We start from the raw sequence: 20,197 nt of genomic DNA on the forward strand, positions 1-20,197 counted from the left end.
AAGATGCAGCCTATTGTGCGTCCAGCACCTCCTGGACTTTAACGTGGATTTCCCGAACTCCATCCTCCACCGTTACGTTGCCTACCATAATCTCATTGACGACCTGCTGCACCAGAATCCGCCATTCGCTCCAGCTGGCGTTCTCATCGAGAGTCACCCCGGCTTCTTCAATGCCCTCCGTGAACGCCGCTTTGTTTGAGGGCTTGGTTGTACTTGATTGCAGTTCTTCCAAAGCGCTTTTCTTAACTGGCAAAGTGGAACCGGATTGGACAATGATGCTTTGCGCCTCGTCTCCTAAATAATACTTCAGAAATTCCCAAGCGGCGTCTTTGACGTCCTGGCTAGCTCTGGATGAAACGAGCCAGGAGTTGGCCACCATCGGAACATACCGCTCGCCGTTAGCCGCCTTCGGGATCTTCACGACATCCCAATTCGTATCCGGGAAGCTCTCATTCATATTGACCTGCTGGCTGTACTGCAGGAAGTACATAGCCGCCTTGCCGCTGGCAAATACTTCGAGCTCTCCTCCGTTGGCTGTCAAAAAGTCGCTATTGGTGAAATAACCCTGTTCAATTCCATCATACAGCTGCTGCAGGCCTGCTGCGGTTTGCGGATCATCGAACCGAGATTTCGTCAGCGTTTCGTCCAAGGCGGAGCCTCCAGCCTGTTTAATCCACGGAAACCATCCTGTAGTGATGGAAGTCGAGCCGATAAAACCAAAACGGGAGGTTTGATTTCCTTCCCCTACTGTGAGCTGCTTCGCGGCTTCAATCAGATCCTCGTAGGTCCAGTCGTCCGTTGGCAGATCGATTCCTGCTTCGGCAAAAACATCCTCGTTGTAAGCAAGCGCTATCGGGTTGATCCCATGAGGAACACCCCACACCTGGCCTTCAGGAGTTTGCGCTGAGAATAAGCCGTCAACATAGTCATCAGGGTTCAGGTCACGTTCTATATAGGAAGAAAGATCCTCAGCTACCCCGCGCTGACCATAACCCAAAATAGTGGCATTCTCTTGGAACCAGACGTCAGGCATGGTGTTGCCCGCAATTTGGGTTGCGATTTTCGAGGTGAAATCACCCCAGGGGGCCTCCTGCACCTCCACGCGTATATGAGGATGAGCCTCTATAAAACTGTCAATGATTTCTTTACTGGTTACTTCGTAGCTTCCAGGCAGGCCAATCTTTAATGTAACCTGCTCCCCGCCACCTTGGCCTCCTGATTCACCCTTACCATTTGGGGAACCCCCGGAAGATGAGCAGGCCGCGATGACGAGCATAGACGATAGCATTAGCGGTACTGAAATTTTCGGGATGGCAGTCATTTTTTTGAACATGTTTATAAACCCTCCTTCTTTCTTTCACGAGCTAATTTGTACACCTTATCAGCACAATTCCTCTCCAGCTCATTTACTTCCGGTTTTTCTGGTTTAGTTATTCGCAATCGACTTTAACAAAACTACTGCAATCGATCATTGAAACTACATCAACCGATTATCGAAACTACAATAATCAGTCATCGAACCTACGATAATCGATCATCGATTATAGAAACTACAATAATCAATCGCTGAGAAAAAGGTATAGTAATCGATTACTAAACAAAGTATAGCATGAAAGCACTTTCTTGAATAGCTGTTTCTTAATTTTTTTGCCGAATAGATTCCCTTGAAAACGTGCATATACTCTTTAATTATAAGGAATTTCTTGGTTTTTTACTCTTCAAAAGCGGCTGATTAAAAGTGTCTAGAACGGGTAGGTCCGGGGAAATTTTTAGTAATCGATATCTTGACAATTAAAAAAACCTTACAAAAAAATAACCTTGGCCGAAAGCCAAGGATGGATTACAGACTGGATTGGTTGTTGGAATTGCTGGCCGGGCTGCTTACTGCGTTGCTTGCTGGACTGCTCACTGGATTGCTCACTGGGCTGCTACTGGGTTACTTACTGCGTTGCCTACTGAGCTGCTTACTGGGCTGCTTACTGCGTTGCTGGCTGTCCAGGTATTGTCGTCTACTGTTCAGAGCGTATATCCATCACCGATTTCCTCTCCAGCAGTTTAGGCTGAAGGGTTATATCAAACATCGGACTGTCTTCTCCGTTCATCATATCGAGCAGCATTTTGCAAGCCATTTTTCCCATTTCATAATCAGGCTGCTTAATCGTCGTCAAGGGCGGGTGAATCATTTCGCCGACATCAATTCCGTCAAAGCCCATCACCGACATTTGCTGCGGCACCTGAATGTCACAGCGGGACAATTCATTAATGACGCCAAAGGCCATCATATCGTTGCAGGCAAAAATAGCAGTTGGCCGTGGTGACTGGTTCAGCAGCTTCTTTGTAAGCTGTTTTCCTGTATCAAAATCGGTAATGGCATTGTACACCTCATCAGTTTGCGACTCTACAACAAGCGGCTTAAGCCCCGCATCCTTCATCGCCGCTGCATATCCTTCATAAATGCTGCGGCGGCTCGGTCGGTCCAGCTTCGAGGTGACATAACCAATCAAACGGTGACCATGCTCCAACAGATATCGGGTGGCCAGGCAGCCGGCTTTATGGTAATCGAATTCGATTTGGTTGATGTTATCTTCCTCGATTTTCTGATCGATGGCAATCACATTCAGGCCCATTTGAATGAGTTGTTTGAGATGCTCTTTGTTTGTGGAAATGGAAGAGATTATAAGCCCTTTTACCTGCTTCTCCATAATCGTTCTGATATATTCTTCTTCCAAAGATGGATCCTGCAGGGAATTGCAGACAATGACGGTAAAACCGTTCTGGCGGGCGATTTCCTCGACCCCAAAAATAACGGAGGAATAGAAAGGATTAATGATCGATGGAATAATAACGCCGATCGTTTGGCTTGTGTTTTTTTTCAGCTGCTTGCCAAGCATGTTGGGAATATAGTTGGCTTCCTTGGCAATGCGTTGAATGCGCTCCTTCAGCTCCTTGCTGACCGGATAACCACTGTTGCTCAGCACCCTGGAGACAGTCGCTGAAGAAACATTGGCCATTTTTGCTATATCGTGAATGGTGGTTTGCTTTTTCATAAAACCCCTCATTTTATCGTTTCTTTTGGTTTTCTTCATTAATGGTAATGGTTTTCTTCATTTCATCTAGATTATAAGCTTCATTGTTGTGGACTTTATTATTATGGGCTTTATTATTAAAACCTCTTTGTTATAGGCTTTATATGAAGCTTATTTGCGGATTTATATGAAGCTTTATATGCGACTTTATATGCGTCTATATATGTGACTTTATATGCTTCTTTATAGTAATCGGTTACTATTAAAGTATACAAATAGCTGAACAATAAAGCAACGATCAAAAGGAAAACCTCCTTTTGATACTGTGAACAAAGCTAAAGAGCAATAATGACGTGAGGAAAGGTGAGAAATGGTGCGGACATAGGACAGAAAGGAACTCGGCGGCTCGGGGAGGTACACTATGTGCAGAACTTCATATTATTGCAACTGTTATTGCAACATTCTATTGCCTGGCACAAGGATGAGGCTGTCGATTAGCTGTGGAATAGCAATTTGCTGCGATCAGCGAGCGTTAGCGCAGAGCCACCTCGCCGGGCCACCTAGCAGCCACCTCGCAGAACACCCCCGATATCCAAAAAATAGCTCCAGGAAGCATTAGCCATAACTTCTCTCTACACCGCTAGCATCCTATACGAATAATCTTGGGCAGCACCAACACCGAAAAACAACATCTTATCAAAATCAAAAAAAGACGGCTTCTGAATTTAATACAGAAACCATCTCCTGCCGGACAGTGTCCTTATTCTTTGCGCAGCCTTCCAAGCTCCATCACTATTGCATCCATTTCACTGACGCTGAATTTGTCCTTACTCATAACCAGTTCGTAAATATCTTGCAAATCCTCGTGTTTTCGCTCGTCAATATGGCTTGCTTTAATTGCCGATCCGGAAGCTACCTTCAATTTCGCTTTGATCGCCTCCAGCATGCGTTCAGCATTATCCATCAAATCCCCCATCCTTTCTCTAACTGATATTATTGTAACATGAACTGAAACGGTTGCAAAAAAGAATCTTTTCAGGGTAAACTGCGGTTAACCTTATTAACTTTTAACTTAAACAAAAAAGGTACCATCCTGAAATGGCCATCGGATCTCTCCGTTTACAACCTCGCTAGCTATTGGTATACACCTCGGCTCATCAGTGCGCGTACCTGCTCCGCTTTGCGGAAACCTACTCCACATTGCGGAAGGAAGCGCGTCACGGGGTACCAACAGCGTTAAGGAAAATGCGGAATAGGCTAAGGGAACACTCCCAATTGAAAGAAGCTTGATGGCCAAGCCAACAGGAGAAATAGAAACATTCAGCAGGTTTCCCTAATGACATTTTCCCAAAAAGACGTTCCCAAATCGCAATACTTAAATGCTATTTCATCCCTCCGGGCCGCTCCCGAAATTTGCTTGGGCTGCACCCCCGCCGGGACATCTGTAAATTGAATTTTCAAAAATCAAAATGTTAGTAAGAGCAACCCCAAATTCAGAAGCTGCTGCTCACAGCATTCAAGGAGGATTTACTATGCTGCATACCTTTACTTTACACACCAAACAGCGTGACGAAATGATAGATATTACGGAACAGGTCCGTTCTTTTCTGCGAGAGGAAGGGCTGGAAAACGGACTTGCCATTATTTATTGCCCACACACCACAGCAGGGATTACCATTAACGAGAACGCCGATCCGGATGTCCAGCATGATGTGCTGCTTCGGCTTGACGAGGTATATCCCTGGAAGCATCCCCGGTACCTTCACGCAGAAGGCAATACCGCATCTCATCTTAAAGCGATAACAACCGGAAGCTCGCAAACGGTCATCATAAATCGCAACCGTCTTGTCTTAGGGCAATGGCAGGGAATATATTTCTGTGAATTCGATGGTCCCCGGCAGAGAACCTGTTACGTCAAATTTATTAGCGGATAAAAAAATTCGAACTGCTTTATAGTACCTCATACTTATGATGGCGCTCCTGCGATCGATGGCGCTCCTGCGAGCTGAATGAGGCTTTGCCGGAGAGGCTGAATAATGCTTTGAGCGAAGCACTTGGATCAAAAAAAAGCCACAGCCTGGTCACTTTTTGCAAGCATCCAGTCTATGGGCAGGTGCTGCAGGGTACGTTCCCGTTTCTTTAAAATAAATGACCAAGCTCCGGCAGCATAGAGCTGGATCGGGTGGAGTGCTCTGCCAAAGCTGTTGTTAGCGGAGTTTTGTTTGCAGCTTGGCTTACACGCATAGCACACACTTCCTTCAGGCCGCCCGGGATCCACCCGATTTGGCTTCTGCATATACAAAGCCCAGATAAGTACCCAGTGCCCCGACGAGTAAGTGGAAGATGTTCTCCGCCATAACCAAATGCATCATCCCGAACATATTGGGAGAAAATATACCGAAAGCTCCGAGAATCAGATAAACAATTCCAATAATTTTGGCATACAGCACTGAAAAAGAGTACTTGGAAGCCGCCCCTATGCCAAGCGCTCCTATTACCAAATGCACGACGTTATGTACGGTGTCAAAATGAAAGAACGGCAGCAGCTCCTTAATAAAAAAACCGACCAGCCCCAGCAGCAAAAACACAATACCCGACCACTTCGCAAACGCTCTTATCAACATATTCTCCTCCTTCATCGGGGAAAGCTTCCCCCATCATTCTATATTTCATCTTATGAACAAGCTGCTGGGGTTCATGCCTTTTATTTCTTGCAGGCAATGGATATTACCCGGTGTTACTGGCGAAGTAATCCTATGAATTTCTATAAAAGATTGCTCCAGCAAGAGTGCTTCATCCGGTTTTTATTTGCCGTGAGGCTTTTGTACCGCAATTGTAAGCTGCCAGGCGGGATGTGGGGGTCTCTGAGCCATTTCGATCGATGCAAAAAATGGATGGATGGAGATTGCTTCCGTTAGCACTGAATACGACTGACTACAGGAATTACGGATCGTGGTATCGCCAGCTTCAGACCTCTGGCCCTCCTGTACCGCTTCCGGTACGTCGGAGTGACGGCAGAATGCCGGACTGCTCCGCCTCCTACGCCGCTTCCGCCTACAAAGTCCGGTGATTCTCCTCAAAAATGAACTTCTAACATAAAAAAGCCGCGCTTCGCCAATGGTAGATTGACGGGGCACGGCTATCCTTTTATTATTGCGTAAGCGCAATGGCTAGAAAGCACAATTTCTAGAAATCAGTGCTTTTCCAACATAAGTGCTTCTTCGCGGGGAGCGAAGCCCCCTGCACTTGGTGTATGGCGTCCCAAGACAGTGGTTAACTACATGGTCCTATGCCCCTGGTACATCTTGCGGGGCATTTGCTCCGGGCTTCAAGTCGAGCCAATCCCTTTCCTCGGCGGTTAACTTGATTTGTGCACCAGCAAGGCATGACTTCATTTCCTTATCATTTCTTGCTCCGATCAAAGCACAGGTCGGAAACGGCTGATTAAGAACATAAGCAAGTGCGATTTCAATCGCAGTAGCTCCTTTGGCAGCTGCCAGCTGCTCCGCCCGGCGGAGCCGTTCCCAGTTGCCATCACTATAAAACACTCTGACAAGATCGGGATTATCCCGCTTCTCAGGAGTAAATCTTCCGGTAAAAAAGCCTCTGGCCTGTGAAGACCAGGAGAGCAAGGGCAGCTGTGAGGACTCATGCCACGCCAGCGTATGCTCATCCGCAGATACGCACCCCGCCCAAAATGGCTCGTTCGCCTTAGCCAAGCTGAGATTGGGACTGCTGAAAGCAAATCCCTGCAGCCCGTGAGCAGCAGCATAATCATTGGCTTCCTGCAGCCGCTGGTGAGTCCAATTGGAAGCGCCTATGGCCTGAACCTTTCCGGCTTCAATGTGCTCATTAAGCGCTTCGATGATCGGGCCTACAGGGACGGAAGGGTCATCCCGATGAAGAGCGTACAGCTCAACAGAATCGGTACGCAAGCGCTCCAAGCTCGTCATCAAATCACTATAGATAGCCTCCCGGTTAACCCGGGGCCCGCTGCTGTCATGATGCGCTCCTTTCGTTAAAATGACGATTTTCTCCCTGTTGTTCGTCTCTTCCAGCCAGCGGCCAATAGCCTGCTCGCTCTGTCCGCCGCAGTATATATGGGCGGTGTCAATCGTATTGCCGCCAATCCCCAGATAGGCGGCCAACACCTCGCTAACTTCCTCTGCGTTATCCAGCGTGAAAAAATCAGAACCCATGATCAACTGCGATACCGGCTTTGCCGTTCCTTGAATCGCGATATAATTCATTACGTTCTTCCTTTCCTCTATTAAGATGTGAGATCAATCCGGACCCGCTCACGGCATGACCGCAGACACGCTTCCAGCACACGCATATTCGCTATGGCATCAGCAGGGGCAAATTTTGCGTCCTTCTCCCCCCATACCGTTCTTGCAAATTCATCTGCCTGCAGTGAATATTGGTTAACTTTTGGCGCCTCTTCCTCCCGTCTGCCTTCCTGGGTTATAACAAAAAAGTTAGAATCCATATCCGGCCGGCTGACATATGCCGAAGGAACTTCGATCCGCCCCAATGTGCCGAGCACTTCAAGCGTATTACGGGAAGCAGCCCACATTCCGCAATCAAAGGTCAAGGCCGTCCCTCCGGCAAATTCGATCAAGCCTGATGCCATCATGTCGACATCACCATGCTGCGGGGAGAAAAAGGCATGCGCCGTAACGGCCTCCGGCTCTTTGTCCAGCAAATACCGCGCCACACTAATCGGATAGCAGCCTACATCATACAATGAGCCGCCTCCCATCTCGCGGTGAAAGCGGACATTCTCCCCGGCACCAGAGCTGTTGAAGGTAAAGGTGCTGTGGATTCCGCGAATCTCACCTATCTCACCAGAACGGATAATTTCCTTGATTCTGTCGTAGCGGGGGTGATATCTGTACATGAACGCCTCTGCAAAAAATACTCCTGCTTCCTTACACGCCTGCACCATCTCTTCCGCTTCCTGTTCATTAAGCGCAGCAGGCTTCTCGCAAAGCACGTGCTTGCCCGCCCGGGCTGCTTTAATCGTCCATTCCTTATGCAAATGGTTCGGCAGCGGTATGTAAACAGCATCCAGTTCAGGGTCAGCCAGCAGCTCCTCATAGCTTCCGTAGGCTTTGCCGATTCCGGCCTGCTCTGCTGTCTCTTTAGCCTTCTCCAGCCGCCGGCTGGCTATAGCTACTACTTTGCCTGTCTCCGATTGCTGAATCCCGGGAATGCAGGCTCCCACTGCGATCCCAGCACAACCAACGATTCCCCAGCGAAATTCTTGTTTCATATTTCTCCCATCCTCTCTCGTGAACTAGCATGATATTGCAATTTTAACAGCGTTATTAAATTCCCATCATCGTTGTTATAGTGCAATTTTTATTGTTCTATTGCCATTATATTGGATAGAAACTAAAATGAATATAGTATGATTTTGATATGACTATAACAATATTGTCATTATGAAGCTTCACAACAAAACCATGCACGAACGGGACTAGGCAAAAAGAGGTCCCTAGTACGAACGGGACTAGGCAAAAAGAGTCCTCAGGTACAAACGAGACCAGGCAAAAAGGAGCTCCCATGCGCAGACAAGTTATTTTTCCTACCATACAGCAGCATCCTTATTTTATTTTTCCAGAATCCGTCGGATGGTACTATGACATGCCCGAGCATACGGTTTACCGCCCTGACGGGGCCACTTCCTTCAGCCTTCATTTTCTTATTGAAGGTAAGGGCTATGTGGAAATCAACAATGAAGTATTTACCCTCCATAGAGGCGATGCTTTTCTCTACTTTCCCCAGCAGCCGCAAACGTATTATTCCAGCCAGGACGAGCCGTGGAGCGTTCACTGGGTTCATTTTTACGGTCATAAGCTTAAAGATTTATTAGTTGAACAGGGATTTCACCGCAATTTATGGACGCTGAAGCAGTGGAAGGGACTTTTGCAAGGGTATGAAGAGCTGCTCCAGGAAGCTGAGCAGAACAGCATTTTACAGCGTACTCGCCTGTCTGCATTAACGTATTCGATTCTCGTAGAATTCATGAGCCACGCTACCCCTTTGGCTGCTAACCGGGGAACTGATCCTGTCGATCATATTACTAATCTGCTGCCGGCCATGCAGACTTCTTCGTCAGAACCCTTTGAACTGGAGCATTGGGCCCAGAAGGCCGGGGTTACTCCGCATTATTTTTGCAAATTGTTTCGCAAGGCCACCGGCATGACTCCTATGGATTTTATTACGCTGTGCCGAATTCAAAATGCAAAGCAGCTGCTGATTGAAAACAGCAGCCTGCAGGTACAGGAGATTGCCAGGCAAGTGGGGTATCCGAGTGTGAGCTATTTTAACCAGCGGTTCATGCAGTTTGAACGAGTGACCCCTGGGCAGTACCGGCGTAAATTTCATGGTCACTGACCATCTGCATTCAACCAATGCTAGCCATTCAAGCAAATTTGCTAGCTTTATAAAACAAACGGCAGCCCGGTTGGGCTGCCGTTATTCGTTTCACTAATACTATGGAATCGTTAGTTAGTCCACTGTTCCAACAAGTTGTTAGCCAACTGCTCAAGCGTCTGCTTCGCTTCCGGATTCACATGCCGCTGCATCGGTTCATTGTTCAGATGCTTCAGGAAATTCTCCAATTGCTTAGCAGCCTGAGCGACCCGGCCGGCAGAATAATGATGCTCGACTTGGCGAATACGGTTCGTCAGCTGATTAACGAGAGGTCCGCGCACATCACCGGAATCGATGAATGCTTCCAGTTGATCGCGAAGTTCCTCAATGGCAGGATCCGCCGGCTCTTCTGGCTCTGTTGGTTCCTCAGGCTCGGTCGCCCCGTTTCCGGTAACGAAGGACCATATATCGGAAACCGTGCGGCCGCCGAAATCATCCTGTACCAGAGCGTACCAGGAATATGCCGTATTGGCTGCAAGTCCTCCCCAAGTGACCGAAGCTTCATTACCGCTTGCCACTTCCTGGGCAGAGCCGATAATCGCCGCCTTGCGATGATTCACTTCAATGGAGTTCGTAGCTACACGCTTTACCTTAGGCTCGAGATCCATTTCTATAACGAACTCGTCCACACCGTATTTAGGATTGTAATGGTTGTACTGATCCAAATAAGGAGAATACGTGTTCACGTATACTTGACCTGTTTCCGTGTCGAAATGGAACAGTCTCAGGAAACCATTCCCGCCATTGGCATGCCCTTGATAATCGGCAAGCATCTGATATACGGTACGCTCGGCTACTCCGTCTCCATCATCGTCAAGATGATTGACCAGCATATTGGAGCCTGTAAAGTGTCCGCTTAATACCGCTACCACATTAGCGTTCGGCACTACCACTTCTTCATACAAGCGGTCTCCTACAGGTGAACGGGTTCCATTCGGACGCAGATACTCATGGAAGTTTAGGAAGGCAGTGCGATCCGGATGTTGAGCCAGCACTTCGTTCATCCACTCAATGTCCTCATCTTCAATTCCCCAACCCATGTAAACCATAATGTAATCGTTGCCCTCAACCGAGATCAAATCATAATGGCCGCGGTTGTCTTTGTATGATCCGCCATAGTAAGGCTGATCCTTGTAACGGTCTTCCCCGAAGTATTGGCTGTAAATCGTATAATCCCAGTCGTAAGATCCTACATCGTGGTTACCGGCCAGCACGCCATAAGGAAGTCCGGCATCCTCGAACATTTTCTTATATTCGTCCGCACGAATCCATTGATACTCGGCGAACGGGTCATTCACGATATCACCGGTGTGGAATAGATACTGAATGTTCATTTCCTCGATTTTATCAACGATCCATTGATACTGTGCAGTTTGAATATGAGGATACAGTTCAGTCAGGAACTGGGTATCTGTCACCCATACGAAAGTATAATCATAATCTTCACGGCTCGGAATTTCATCCTGCACGATAACATCGACGACGTTGTTTTCAATATAGTCGGCGCTGACCTCGGCCTCCAGCACAAAGTCGGCTTCATCCGCAGCAATATGATCAGCTAGCGCTTCCCATTTTCCAGTTGTATGGTTCCAAGCGTAAAGCGTAACTTTACGGTTAGGCAGCGTATGTCCGCGCCAGGACACTTCTACCGTATCGCTCGCTTCCACGGCATCTTCCAGTTCTACCTGAAAACGAAGATACGGGAACTGTTTCGTAGAATCAACGGTTACATATTGTCCGTCTGCTGCTGAAATTTTGGCACGCTCCTCGGCCGACAGTTCTACTTCTCCCTCAGGATTTCTCACCGTGGGCGGCTCATAATCCGTTGCATTCGTATATACTTTGACCTGCTCCTCATTAAGCGCATCATAGCGATAAGCTTGATGGAACGTTACCGAAAGGTCATCTCCGGTCGGATCGCTCACGCGAACCTTCAATTCCGGGGCAAGGCCGGTATCATCCGCGCCATCAGCCGGGGAAATCAGCTCCGGAGCATTTGGATGCTCTTCTACGGTTGTAAAGGATAGCGTACGGCTGCTCTCGTTACCCGCCAGATCGACTGCGCGTACACTCAGTTCATGACTGCCTGGGGCCAACTGGGCAGAAGAAGCCGCATAAGGAACTGCAATCTCTTCCCCGTCCAGCAAAACCTCTATTTCATCTACGCCGGATACGGAATCCTGTGCGGTTACGTTAATTTCAAAGCTTCCTTTGTACTCTTGTCCGTCAACAATCGTAGTGGAAATAACAGGCCCCTGGTTGTCCACCTGCACAACAGCTGCAGCAGATTCTCCTGCGGCAGATACGGCAACCGTGTGAGTGCCCTCAGATGCCGCAGTTGTATCCCATGCGTAAGCTATCGCCTTCAGCTTGCTGGCTGGGATATCGAACTGGAAGTATTCTACCGGATAAAATCTTCCGTCATCACCAAAATCCAAAATGAGCGCAGGATCGGTAAATCTCGGATCACGGATTTCCGTGCCGTCTCCCAGCAACAAACGAACGTTGCGAATATTGAAGTCATCCAGATTGCCGGTTGGCGGATTATCTTCAAAGTAAGTGTTGTCATTGTCACCTGCACGCAGAGCAATTTCATTAACACCGGCATGCAGCCATTGAGGCTCAATAGGAACAACTAGTGTTTGGTAGCCGTCAATATTGGCTGGTGTCTGATACAGAATTTCTCTATCGATGGTTATCGTATTGATGCCATCGTCGATGCCATCCGCTTCAAACAGCATATAAGCAGTATGCTCCAAAGAAGGCTGTCCGCTAACCGGCTGACCATCAATAGTCAGGACAAGGTCATTCGGGGCCGCGCCCTCTGCGGCTCCGCGCAGGTACACTTGACCGGTGACGACTTGGTCATTACTAACATTCAAACGCGGACTTTGTGTCTCACCAGTCAAATCGATCTCATATGTTGCACTTTCCGTCTCATTAAAGCCGTTTGAGGCGGTAAAGAAATATTCGAGTTTATTGCTTCCCAGCAAATCCAGGAATGGAATTGTATAACGGAACCCGTCTTCGCCTTCCTGCAGTTGAACGACCGTGTAGTCTGCCTCACTATCTGTCCGGTAAGACAGCGTAAATGTGGTAACTAGCCGATTATCACTGGCCGTCGCCCAGATCTCAACATCTTCCCCAGGACCTGCCTCTGTAGTCGTTGTCAAGTTTTGTACAGAAGGTGTGGTGGTTACATCCACCTGAACGGGGGCAGCCGGAACGATAGAATGCTCGAGCGAACCCGGTGTTCCTATATGTTCACCGTAGGAGATTCTCTGCATACGGTTAGTGCCATCCTCGGGATATTTATAAAAAATCCCCAGATCCTCACCAACCTGAACCTCGCCATCATTGTAAAAAGCCGAAGCAATAACATGTCCGGTATTCGATACGATAACCACTTCCCGCATTCGGGAGTTCGACATACCGCCGGCAAATATTCTGAGTACTTCCGTATTTTCCTCCAGATTTGTACCATAATTATTGTTAAAATCATCAATAGTCGTATGACCGTTTTGCGCGTTAATAATCCATAGTACGATCGTACCGCCTGGTTCAATCGTCACCTCGTTAGGCACATGAGCCCAAAGGGTATCGCTTTCTAAGTAGCGGTAACGAATTTTATAATTGCTGAAATCAATCGTTTGATTAGTATTGTTATATACCTCAATAAATTCGTATCCATCTGCCGTTCCTACATTGGTAGAATCAGGGACCAGCTCTGTAATCAAAAGCTCGGGAATTTGCTGATAATTAACCTGCGCGGATGCTTGTCCGCTTCCAGCTGTTACCCAGCCGGATAATACCAGGCTAATGATGAGGAAGTAAGACATGAAACGCTTCATCATAATTTTAGACATGGAAAAACCTCCTAGAATGTTGGAATGCGACATCACGCGTTCGTTTTCCCATTTCTCCAGGTCTCCGTGGGATCCCGATTAATTGCGTAAACTTAAACCGGAAAGCGTTTGCAATAAATTTCCTCTTTTTATCATTTCTTATGTAACTTTATTTCAGTATTCATCACCTCCGACAAGTCCATAATTACATAAATCTACTTGGGATGAAACGGCTAATTGTCCTAGTCCCGGTCTCAAATCAACTTCTCTTTGTCGAATTATGACATTTAATGTTGATTCTTTTTAACTACTGTAACCCGTACTTATTTTTTATTTCTTAATGACAGCTACATAGACCGCTCCAGCTAAACCTGTCCGGTACAGCTTATGGACATGGTTCCAGCGGTTTCTGCATACAGATTTGGATATACCAGGATATACCTGTTTCTAACTAGAATATTAGCTTTTTTATGTAATTTAATTGCATGGAATAGATTGTGATTTTAGGCTTAGGAATAAAGTCTGAGCGTCTTACCCTTTTGTGGAACAAAAAAAGAAGAGGGTGTCCCCTCCTCTATCAATGATAGCCAGCAACCGTCTATATTTGCCGCGGCAGTTTAATTTCTTGTCCCCCTAAATCCTCACCCCGAAACACGTGACAATAAGGTCCGGTCGCATGGGAATTGCTCTATTTCAAGATTCAAGGCCTTCCGGTAATTCCTCGTGATCCCGGTAGACAGCTTCTCCTGTTTCTATCTTCGCTTGCCCTTGTGTCAGGTCTGTCATCCACATCACAAATGCTTCCGCATGAGCTTCTAATGGAAGGCAGAGGAGAGTAACTTTGTCGGTGAACTGGGATTCTCCCTGCACAATTCCTTTTAAATGCAGCTCATTTTCCACTTTCCCCAGCCAGGTATAGTCGATTTCAACGCTCACTTCCCGATGCAGCACCTTGAACACCGGCTCTCCCGCTTCAATGGCAGCCACCGCACCATCGGTGTAAGCACGAATCAAACCGCCAGCTCCGAGCATAACGCCGCCGAAGTATCGGGTGACCACGATTGCGACATTTTTCAGCGGCTGGTTCTTGATCACCTCAAGAATCGGCTTGCCTGCTGTTCCGCTAGGCTCACCATCATCAGATTGCTTTTGATACTGATCCCGTTCTCCTACCATGTAAGCCCAGCAATTATGGGTCGCTTGCGAATGCTGTTTGCGAATAGATTCAATGAAGGCGACAGCGGACTCTTCTGTGTCTACAGGTTGGATATGACCTAGAAACCTCGAGCGCTTAATCACAATTTCTTTCATTCCAGATTGCTTGACGGTTTTATAATGCAGCAGCATAGTATTCCTCCTTTCAGGTCGATGAGAACATTCCGCCTCGGTGAACACTGCATGTGACCAAAGACCACAGCTTGGGTTTTCGCTCAACATGCAGGCGGCAGGCGGCGGGCCCTTGAATCCCTGCCAAACCTTGGCTATTTCTATGCCGGAGTTATGACCGAAAAAGCATGTGTGTTTGTCGTATACATCCGTTGTGCAGCTTACAGGGTTACTAAATAAATACGGCAAAGGGCAGCCCACCTTCTTAAGGTTGAACCACCCTTTGCCATAGCGCTATTTGAGGATCCCGGCAGCAACATCCCCAACGGAAAAATGAAAAATTAGACAATATCCGGTCCGTGGACATCTCGTGAGCATCATGTGCGTACCTCGTAGTATTCCCGTATCTATTCAGCGGACGTACCGCAGCACTCCGTTTGCATACCAGGGGGAATGCCCTAAGATCTGAAGCGCTTAATTCTTAGCCTGTACTACTGCCGCAAACGCGCCTCAAGCTCCGCCTTTTCCTTCTCGAATCCCGGCTTGCCAAGCAAGGCAAACATATTTTTCTTATAGGCTTCCACACCCGGCTGATCAAAAGGATTCACGCCAAGCAGATAGCCGCTGACGGCGCAAGCCTTCTCAAAGAAGTACACCATATAACCGAAGGTATATGGGGACATATCCGGCAAATTAACGATCAGATTAGGAACCTGTCCATCCGTATGCGCAAGCAGCGTGCCTTCAAACGCTTTTTTGTTGACGAAATCCATTGTCTTTCCGCTCAGAAAGTTCAGACCATCCAAATTATCGCTGTCTGTGCCGATCGTAATTTCCTCAGTCACCCGCTCTACTTGCAAGACGGTTTCGAACAGGTTGCGGGAGCCTTCCTGCACAAACTGCCCCATGGAATGGAGGTCCGTAGAAAAATCAACGGCCGCCGGGAAAATGCCTTTAAAATCTTTTCCTTCACTTTCTCCAAACAATTGCTTCCACCACTCAGACACAAAATGCAGGGAAGGCTCATAGTTAACCAGCAGCTCAATCGCTTTGCCCTTGCGGCCCAGAATATTGCGGACAGCTGCGTACTGGTAGCTCTCATTCTCTTTCAAATCCGGGTTCGAATACGCTTCACGAGCATCAGCCGCCCCCTGCATCATAGCATCGATATCAATTCCTGCTGTAGCAATAGGCAGAAGCCCTACCGCTGTCAGAACCGAATAGCGGCCGCCTACATCGTCCGGAATGACGAAAGACTCATAGCCTTCTTCGTCTGCGAGCTTCTTGAGAGCGCCGCGTTCGCGGTCTGTAGTCGCATAGATCCGGCTGCGCGCGCCTTCCTTGCCGTATTTGTTCTCCAGCAGTTCGCGGAAAATCCTGAACGCAATCGCGGGCTCCGTTGTCGTCCCCGACTTGGAAATAACATTGACCGAAATGTCTTTTCCGTCCAGAAGCTGCAGCAGGTGAGTCACGTAAGTGGAGCTGATATTATTGCCCACAAAATAAATCTCTGGCGTCTTCCTTTTTTCTTTTGGCAAATGGTTGTAGAACGAATGGGAGAGCATATCGATAGCTGCCCGCGCTCCCAGATAAGAGCCGCCAATTCCTATCACGACAAGCGCGTCGGAATCAGATTGGATTTTGCCAGCCGCTTTATGTATGCGCGCGTATTCTTCTTTATCATAGTTTACCGGCAGGTCGATCCATCCGAGAAAATCGGAGCCTGCGCCGCTTCCGTCATGAAGCTGCTGATGTGCGAGTTTGACCTGCGCGGCCATATTTTCCAATTCATGAGCACCAAAAAAAGAAAGCGCCCGACTGTAATCAAAATGTAGCTTGGAACCCATCTTTCGTTTCCCTCCTTGAGCATCTGCTGTCTCTTGTCCGCTTAGGACAACACTTATGCTAAGAATACTGGCTTCGCCCTTTAAATGCAAGTTTTTCACTTGGTCAATTCCGTGGTGATAAGGGGAGCTCCTGCTTCAATTTTATAGGACTGCACATGAAAACAGCCGAATTCTCGAGCACTAAATTTTGAATGATTGTATATGCGGGGCATTGACTATATAATGGCAGGACAAAAGGTACAAAGAGGAGAGCGAAGCGATATGCCGAAAAAAATAGCGCCCCGCTTTTATTTTATAGGTAATCATCCCGTGCTGGATTATGTAAATACGAAGATCATCGACCAGGGACAGCCGCTGGATTTAATCGGAACATTCGATGACTTGTTGGACTGGCTCATCAAAGCCGGGCTGTTATCGGAATCATTAGGCGTACGCTGCAAACAAGCGTGGGGCGGTACAGAGCAGGAAAACGAGATTATGACAGCAGCCAGCGCGCTACGGGAGGAGCTGTTTAAGCTTGTCCGGGCAGGTCATAGCGATGGGGAATTTGCCGGGGAAAAGGACAGCATCAGGTTCATAAACCTGTTTTTGAAGGAGCAATCGCTAAGCACCAAGCTAGTTTTAGATGAAAACGGCTTTAGACGGGTATCTCATACCGTACTGCGCAAACCGCTGGACTTACTCACTCCGGTTGCCAATGCGGCAGTTGATTTTCTCACTACGCACGACTTAAATCTCGTAAAAGAATGCGAAAATCCCGCCTGTGTGCTTCACTTTTATGATAACAGCAAGAACAGTACGAGAAGATGGTGCAGCCCCAAAACATGCGGCAATCGGATGAAGGTGGCCGCTTACTTGGCAAGGCAAAAACAGCGCTCGGCTGAAGAATCCTAGCAAGCAGGCTGGGGTTCTTTTTTAGTTCGTCTATTCAGTTGACTATTAGCTTAACTATTTAGTTTGACTATTTAGTTTGACTATCTTATTACCTTTCTGTCGTTAAGATCGAATCAGTCATACATTTTAAGAGAAACGATCCCAAGAACGAGCAAGGCATGATTAACCATCAAAAATTTATTTAAATGGTTATAAAAAGATAATTTTTAACCTTCAATTTATTCTTTTGGGAGTTAATAAATATTTCCTCATTGGGAAGAGGCGATGTAGAGTTTGAAGGAAAGCTGTCAAGCCTATGATAAAAACAGGCAAAACTCCGTAATTCAACGGAAGCTAATAAGGGGAATTAATAGGATAATTAATAGGGTAAATTAAGCAAGGGAAATTGCCCGGTAAAAAACTGAATCAGTCAATTGTAAGCGCATTTATAATGACGGACTTGGCGGCCAATGCCGCTAGGCTATATCCGATTGTTACGGGGGAACCACCAATTCCACCTCCCCATCAGCTTCATCAGCGAAGGAACGAGCAGCAGACGGACGAGCGTCGCGTCAATCACAATCGTCAGAGCGATGCCCACACCAAGCTGTTTCACCCCGGTTACTTCACCCATGGCAAAGGGCGCCGTTACTGCTATCATAATCGCCGCAGCGGAAGTAATGATTTTGCCGGTAGTGGCCAGCCCCTCCAGGACAGCCCGGTCATTATCCTTCGTTTTACGATATATTTCAGCCATTCGATAGAGCAAAAAAATGCCATAATCGAGACTGATGCCAAATGTTAACCCGAACACAAAAACAGGAATCATGATCGCTATATCGGAAGACTCCCAGCCAAAAGGACCAGCTTGAAAAATTGCCGTTACAAGACCGAATGAGGCGGCGATAGTCAGCAAATTAATGGCGATTGTTTTGAACGGCACCCATATTGAGCGAAAAGCAAATAGCAGAACCAGATAAATCGCCACCAGAATAAATAACAGCACCGGCAGCAAATGATCGGTAATCTGATCAAATACTTCCTGTTCGTACTTAGCGTCCCCTCCTATATATATGTTCAAATCACCATACTTGGACAATCTATTTTCCTGCTCCCGAACCCAGTTTCTAGCCTCTTTGCTCTGGCTGCTCCTTCCCACATCGGCCGCCACTACCATGTAGTTTCCCTGAACAAATCTTTCAAAAAGCGGTTCGTGTCCCTGCCTTAGCGTATCATGCCGGTAGAGAACCGGAAGATGAACATGGCTTACCGGCATATGCCGGAATAAAGAGTCTACCGCAAGCACTTGCGGATCTCTCGATAGCTCCTGGACAAGCTCATGCGCACTCTGCCAAACCTTTTCCTGGGCCAGCCACTCCCCCTCCAGCACAAACAGCACCTTAGTGCGGTCAGGACGGGTCATATGCTTTTCTATCAGCTCGGCAGCCTGCCGCGACTCATAATAATGCGGCAGAGATGTGGTATCCGGAATGGCCAGCTGCAGACGACCCAGAGGAAGCACTCCGATCACCAATACGACAAGCGCTAACAAGCCGCTGGTTACCGGTCTTTTCATCAGCCAGCCCGCCAGCCGGTACCATCCATGATGCTCCCGGCTGCCTCGGGGCTGCCCGTTTCCCTGGGACTGCTCCCAGCTAGCTCGGGGCTGCGCCTTACCCTGGGACTGCTCCCAGTTACCCCGGGACTGCCCATTTCCCTGGGATTGCCCCCAGCTGCCCCGGAAGTTTTTATCACTGACGCCTGCTCCCTTGTCCGATCTGGTTTTAATACCCGTAAAAGCCATTCCGTGCGGCCGCCGCCGAGTGCGCTCTTTTTTGATTTTATGGGCAAATGCCGCCAGCAGCGCGGGAACCAGTGTCAGCGTCAGCATTAGTGAAAACAAAAGGACCACCACAGCGCCAAGCACAACTGTATAAAAGATAGGCAGCCGGATAAACAGCATACCGGCCAGACCCAAAAGAAAACAAAGAGCGGAAAGCATGACCGTTCGCCCGGCTGTATTCATCGTAACGTCCATCGCATCGCTAAGCGGTCGATGCTGAAACTCTTCGCGAAAACGGCTGACGACAAGCAGGGCGAAATCAATGCTGAGAGCAAGACCAACCATCGGGATGACATTAAGTACGAAAAGAGACAGATCAACGCCGCGGCCTATTTGATACAAAATACCGAACGTGCCCGCAACTCCGATCAGGCCGACCAAAATAGGGATTAGTGAAGAAATAAGCCCGCCAAAAGCTAGCCAAAGAACACCAAAAGCAAGCGGGATCCCGAGCCATTCCGCTCTCACTAGATCTTTCTGACTGCTTTCGCTTACATCAAGCCACACGGCGTCCTTGCCGGTTACGGTAACCGAAAATCCGGAAGCTTGCGGCAATCGGCTGCGGATTTCCTCCAGCACCGGCTTCATTTGATGGGCCGGCTGCTGAAAGCTAAGTGACGCATAGGCCCAGCGGCCGGAGCGCATATCAGCATAATCAAGAGGAGATTGCACCCCGTGCAATCCCTCAAGAGAAGCTAACCCTGACAAAGCTTGTTTAATAAAGCCTGCAAACTGCTCGTCTGTTCCTGAGCCATTGCTTTCGAACAGCAGCAGCACCGGGTGCTCCGACTGATGGAAATGCTCGCTCATGATTTCACTCGCCCGTTCATAGGAAGCCGAGATTCTAAGACCGGCATCCTTGAGCACAGTGGGAAATCGGATGGCACTGCCGGCAAAGCCCAGCAAAATCGCTAACCAACCCAATATAACAACTTTGCGGTAACGAACAGACAGGCGTGCCAGCAAGGAGTACATCTTCTTCCCCCTTTCGGTTTG

General features: G+C 48.0%; 13 protein-coding genes. 3 read left to right on the forward strand and 10 right to left on the reverse strand.

Annotated elements, in window-relative coordinates; genetic code table 11:
- Positions 1-10: 10 nt before the first annotated feature.
- The 3 genes from PSHG_RS10515 to PSHG_RS10530 form a co-directional block, all read right to left on the reverse strand.
- Positions 11-1,333, reverse strand: a complete 1,323-nt coding sequence (locus tag PSHG_RS10515; RefSeq protein WP_010272598.1) for an ABC transporter substrate-binding protein — start codon at positions 1,331-1,333, stop codon at positions 11-13.
- A 676-nt stretch (positions 1,334-2,009) separates the two neighbouring features.
- Positions 2,010-3,047: a LacI family DNA-binding transcriptional regulator gene (locus tag PSHG_RS10520; protein ID WP_010272601.1), complete on the reverse strand. Its 1,038-nt coding sequence runs from the start codon at positions 3,045-3,047 to the stop codon at positions 2,010-2,012.
- Between the two features lie 739 nt (positions 3,048-3,786).
- Positions 3,787-3,990 carry a DUF1128 domain-containing protein gene (locus PSHG_RS10530; RefSeq protein ID WP_010272602.1) on the reverse strand — a complete coding sequence of 68 codons (204 nt, stop codon included), beginning with the start codon at positions 3,988-3,990 and terminating at the stop codon, positions 3,787-3,789.
- Positions 3,991-4,558: 568 nt separating this feature from the next.
- Here PSHG_RS10530 and PSHG_RS10535 point away from each other — a divergent pair.
- On the forward strand, positions 4,559-4,960 hold the full coding sequence (locus tag PSHG_RS10535) for a secondary thiamine-phosphate synthase enzyme YjbQ (protein WP_010272604.1): 402 nt from the start codon (positions 4,559-4,561) through the stop codon (positions 4,958-4,960).
- 324 nt (positions 4,961-5,284) lie between these two features.
- On the opposite strand, the gene PSHG_RS10545 is transcribed toward PSHG_RS10535, so the two are convergent.
- The 3 genes from PSHG_RS10545 to PSHG_RS10555 all read right to left on the reverse strand — a co-directional run bounded on the left by PSHG_RS10545 (position 5,285) and on the right by PSHG_RS10555 (position 8,301).
- On the reverse strand, positions 5,285-5,650 hold the full coding sequence (locus PSHG_RS10545) for a DUF4383 domain-containing protein (RefSeq protein WP_157213445.1): 366 nt from the start codon (positions 5,648-5,650) through the stop codon (positions 5,285-5,287).
- A gap of 663 nt (positions 5,651-6,313) precedes the next feature.
- The gene (locus tag PSHG_RS10550; protein ID WP_010272608.1) at positions 6,314-7,276 is read right to left on the reverse strand and encodes an aldo/keto reductase; all 963 of its coding nucleotides are present in this window, start codon (positions 7,274-7,276) and stop codon (positions 6,314-6,316) included.
- A 20-nt stretch (positions 7,277-7,296) separates the two neighbouring features.
- Complete coding sequence (locus tag PSHG_RS10555; protein ID WP_010272610.1) at positions 7,297-8,301, reverse strand: Gfo/Idh/MocA family protein; 1,005 nt, start codon at positions 8,299-8,301, stop codon at positions 7,297-7,299.
- A 293-nt stretch (positions 8,302-8,594) separates the two neighbouring features.
- On the opposite strand from PSHG_RS10555, the gene PSHG_RS10560 reads away from it, so the two are divergent.
- On the forward strand, positions 8,595-9,428 hold the full coding sequence (locus PSHG_RS10560; protein WP_010272612.1) for an AraC family transcriptional regulator: 834 nt from the start codon (positions 8,595-8,597) through the stop codon (positions 9,426-9,428).
- Between the two features lie 110 nt (positions 9,429-9,538).
- On the opposite strand, the gene PSHG_RS10565 is transcribed toward PSHG_RS10560, so the two are convergent.
- The 3 genes from PSHG_RS10565 to PSHG_RS10575 form a co-directional block, all read right to left on the reverse strand.
- Complete coding sequence (locus PSHG_RS10565; RefSeq protein ID WP_010272614.1) at positions 9,539-13,333, reverse strand: FIMAH domain-containing protein; 3,795 nt, start codon at positions 13,331-13,333, stop codon at positions 9,539-9,541.
- A 672-nt stretch (positions 13,334-14,005) separates the two neighbouring features.
- On the reverse strand, positions 14,006-14,659 hold the full coding sequence (locus PSHG_RS10570) for a YigZ family protein (RefSeq protein ID WP_010272616.1): 654 nt from the start codon (positions 14,657-14,659) through the stop codon (positions 14,006-14,008).
- 470 nt (positions 14,660-15,129) lie between these two features.
- Complete coding sequence (locus PSHG_RS10575; RefSeq protein ID WP_010272618.1) at positions 15,130-16,485, reverse strand: glucose-6-phosphate isomerase; 1,356 nt, start codon at positions 16,483-16,485, stop codon at positions 15,130-15,132.
- A 261-nt stretch (positions 16,486-16,746) separates the two neighbouring features.
- Between PSHG_RS10575 and PSHG_RS10580 the strand changes: the two genes are divergently transcribed.
- Complete coding sequence (locus PSHG_RS10580; RefSeq protein WP_010272620.1) at positions 16,747-17,379, forward strand: CGNR zinc finger domain-containing protein; 633 nt, start codon at positions 16,747-16,749, stop codon at positions 17,377-17,379.
- Positions 17,380-17,839: 460 nt separating this feature from the next.
- Here PSHG_RS10580 and PSHG_RS29320 read toward each other — a convergent pair whose 3' ends face one another.
- Entirely contained in the window at positions 17,840-20,176 is a 2,337-nt protein-coding gene (locus PSHG_RS29320) for an MMPL family transporter (RefSeq protein WP_010272622.1), read from the reverse strand.
- Positions 20,177-20,197: the final 21 nt, after the last annotated feature.

Source organism: Paenibacillus senegalensis JC66 (assembly GCF_000285515.1).
Taxonomy (GTDB): domain Bacteria; phylum Bacillota; class Bacilli; order Paenibacillales; family NBRC-103111; genus Paenibacillus_L; species Paenibacillus_L senegalensis.

What these genes read in the sequence shown, in the direction of transcription:
- PSHG_RS29320 (WP_010272622.1), bottom strand. Translation starts at nt 20,176, where the DNA reads ATGTACTCCTTGCTGGCACGCCTGTCTGTTCGTTACCGCAAAGTTGTT.
- PSHG_RS10530 (WP_010272602.1), bottom strand. Translation starts at nt 3,990, where the DNA reads ATGGATAATGCTGAACGCATGCTGGAGGCGATCAAAGCGAAATTGAAG.
- PSHG_RS10565 (WP_010272614.1), bottom strand. Translation starts at nt 13,333, where the DNA reads ATGTCTAAAATTATGATGAAGCGTTTCATGTCTTACTTCCTCATCATT.
- PSHG_RS10580 (WP_010272620.1), top strand. Translation starts at nt 16,747, where the DNA reads ATGCCGAAAAAAATAGCGCCCCGCTTTTATTTTATAGGTAATCATCCC.
- PSHG_RS10560 (WP_010272612.1), top strand. Translation starts at nt 8,595, where the DNA reads ATGCGCAGACAAGTTATTTTTCCTACCATACAGCAGCATCCTTATTTT.
- PSHG_RS10545 (WP_157213445.1), bottom strand. Translation starts at nt 5,650, where the DNA reads ATGTTGATAAGAGCGTTTGCGAAGTGGTCGGGTATTGTGTTTTTGCTG.
- PSHG_RS10555 (WP_010272610.1), bottom strand. Translation starts at nt 8,301, where the DNA reads ATGAAACAAGAATTTCGCTGGGGAATCGTTGGTTGTGCTGGGATCGCA.
- PSHG_RS10520 (WP_010272601.1), bottom strand. Translation starts at nt 3,047, where the DNA reads ATGAAAAAGCAAACCACCATTCACGATATAGCAAAAATGGCCAATGTT.
- PSHG_RS10515 (WP_010272598.1), bottom strand. Translation starts at nt 1,333, where the DNA reads ATGTTCAAAAAAATGACTGCCATCCCGAAAATTTCAGTACCGCTAATG.
- PSHG_RS10570 (WP_010272616.1), bottom strand. Translation starts at nt 14,659, where the DNA reads ATGCTGCTGCATTATAAAACCGTCAAGCAATCTGGAATGAAAGAAATT.
- PSHG_RS10575 (WP_010272618.1), bottom strand. Translation starts at nt 16,485, where the DNA reads ATGGGTTCCAAGCTACATTTTGATTACAGTCGGGCGCTTTCTTTTTTT.
- PSHG_RS10550 (WP_010272608.1), bottom strand. Translation starts at nt 7,276, where the DNA reads ATGAATTATATCGCGATTCAAGGAACGGCAAAGCCGGTATCGCAGTTG.
- PSHG_RS10535 (WP_010272604.1), top strand. Translation starts at nt 4,559, where the DNA reads ATGCTGCATACCTTTACTTTACACACCAAACAGCGTGACGAAATGATA.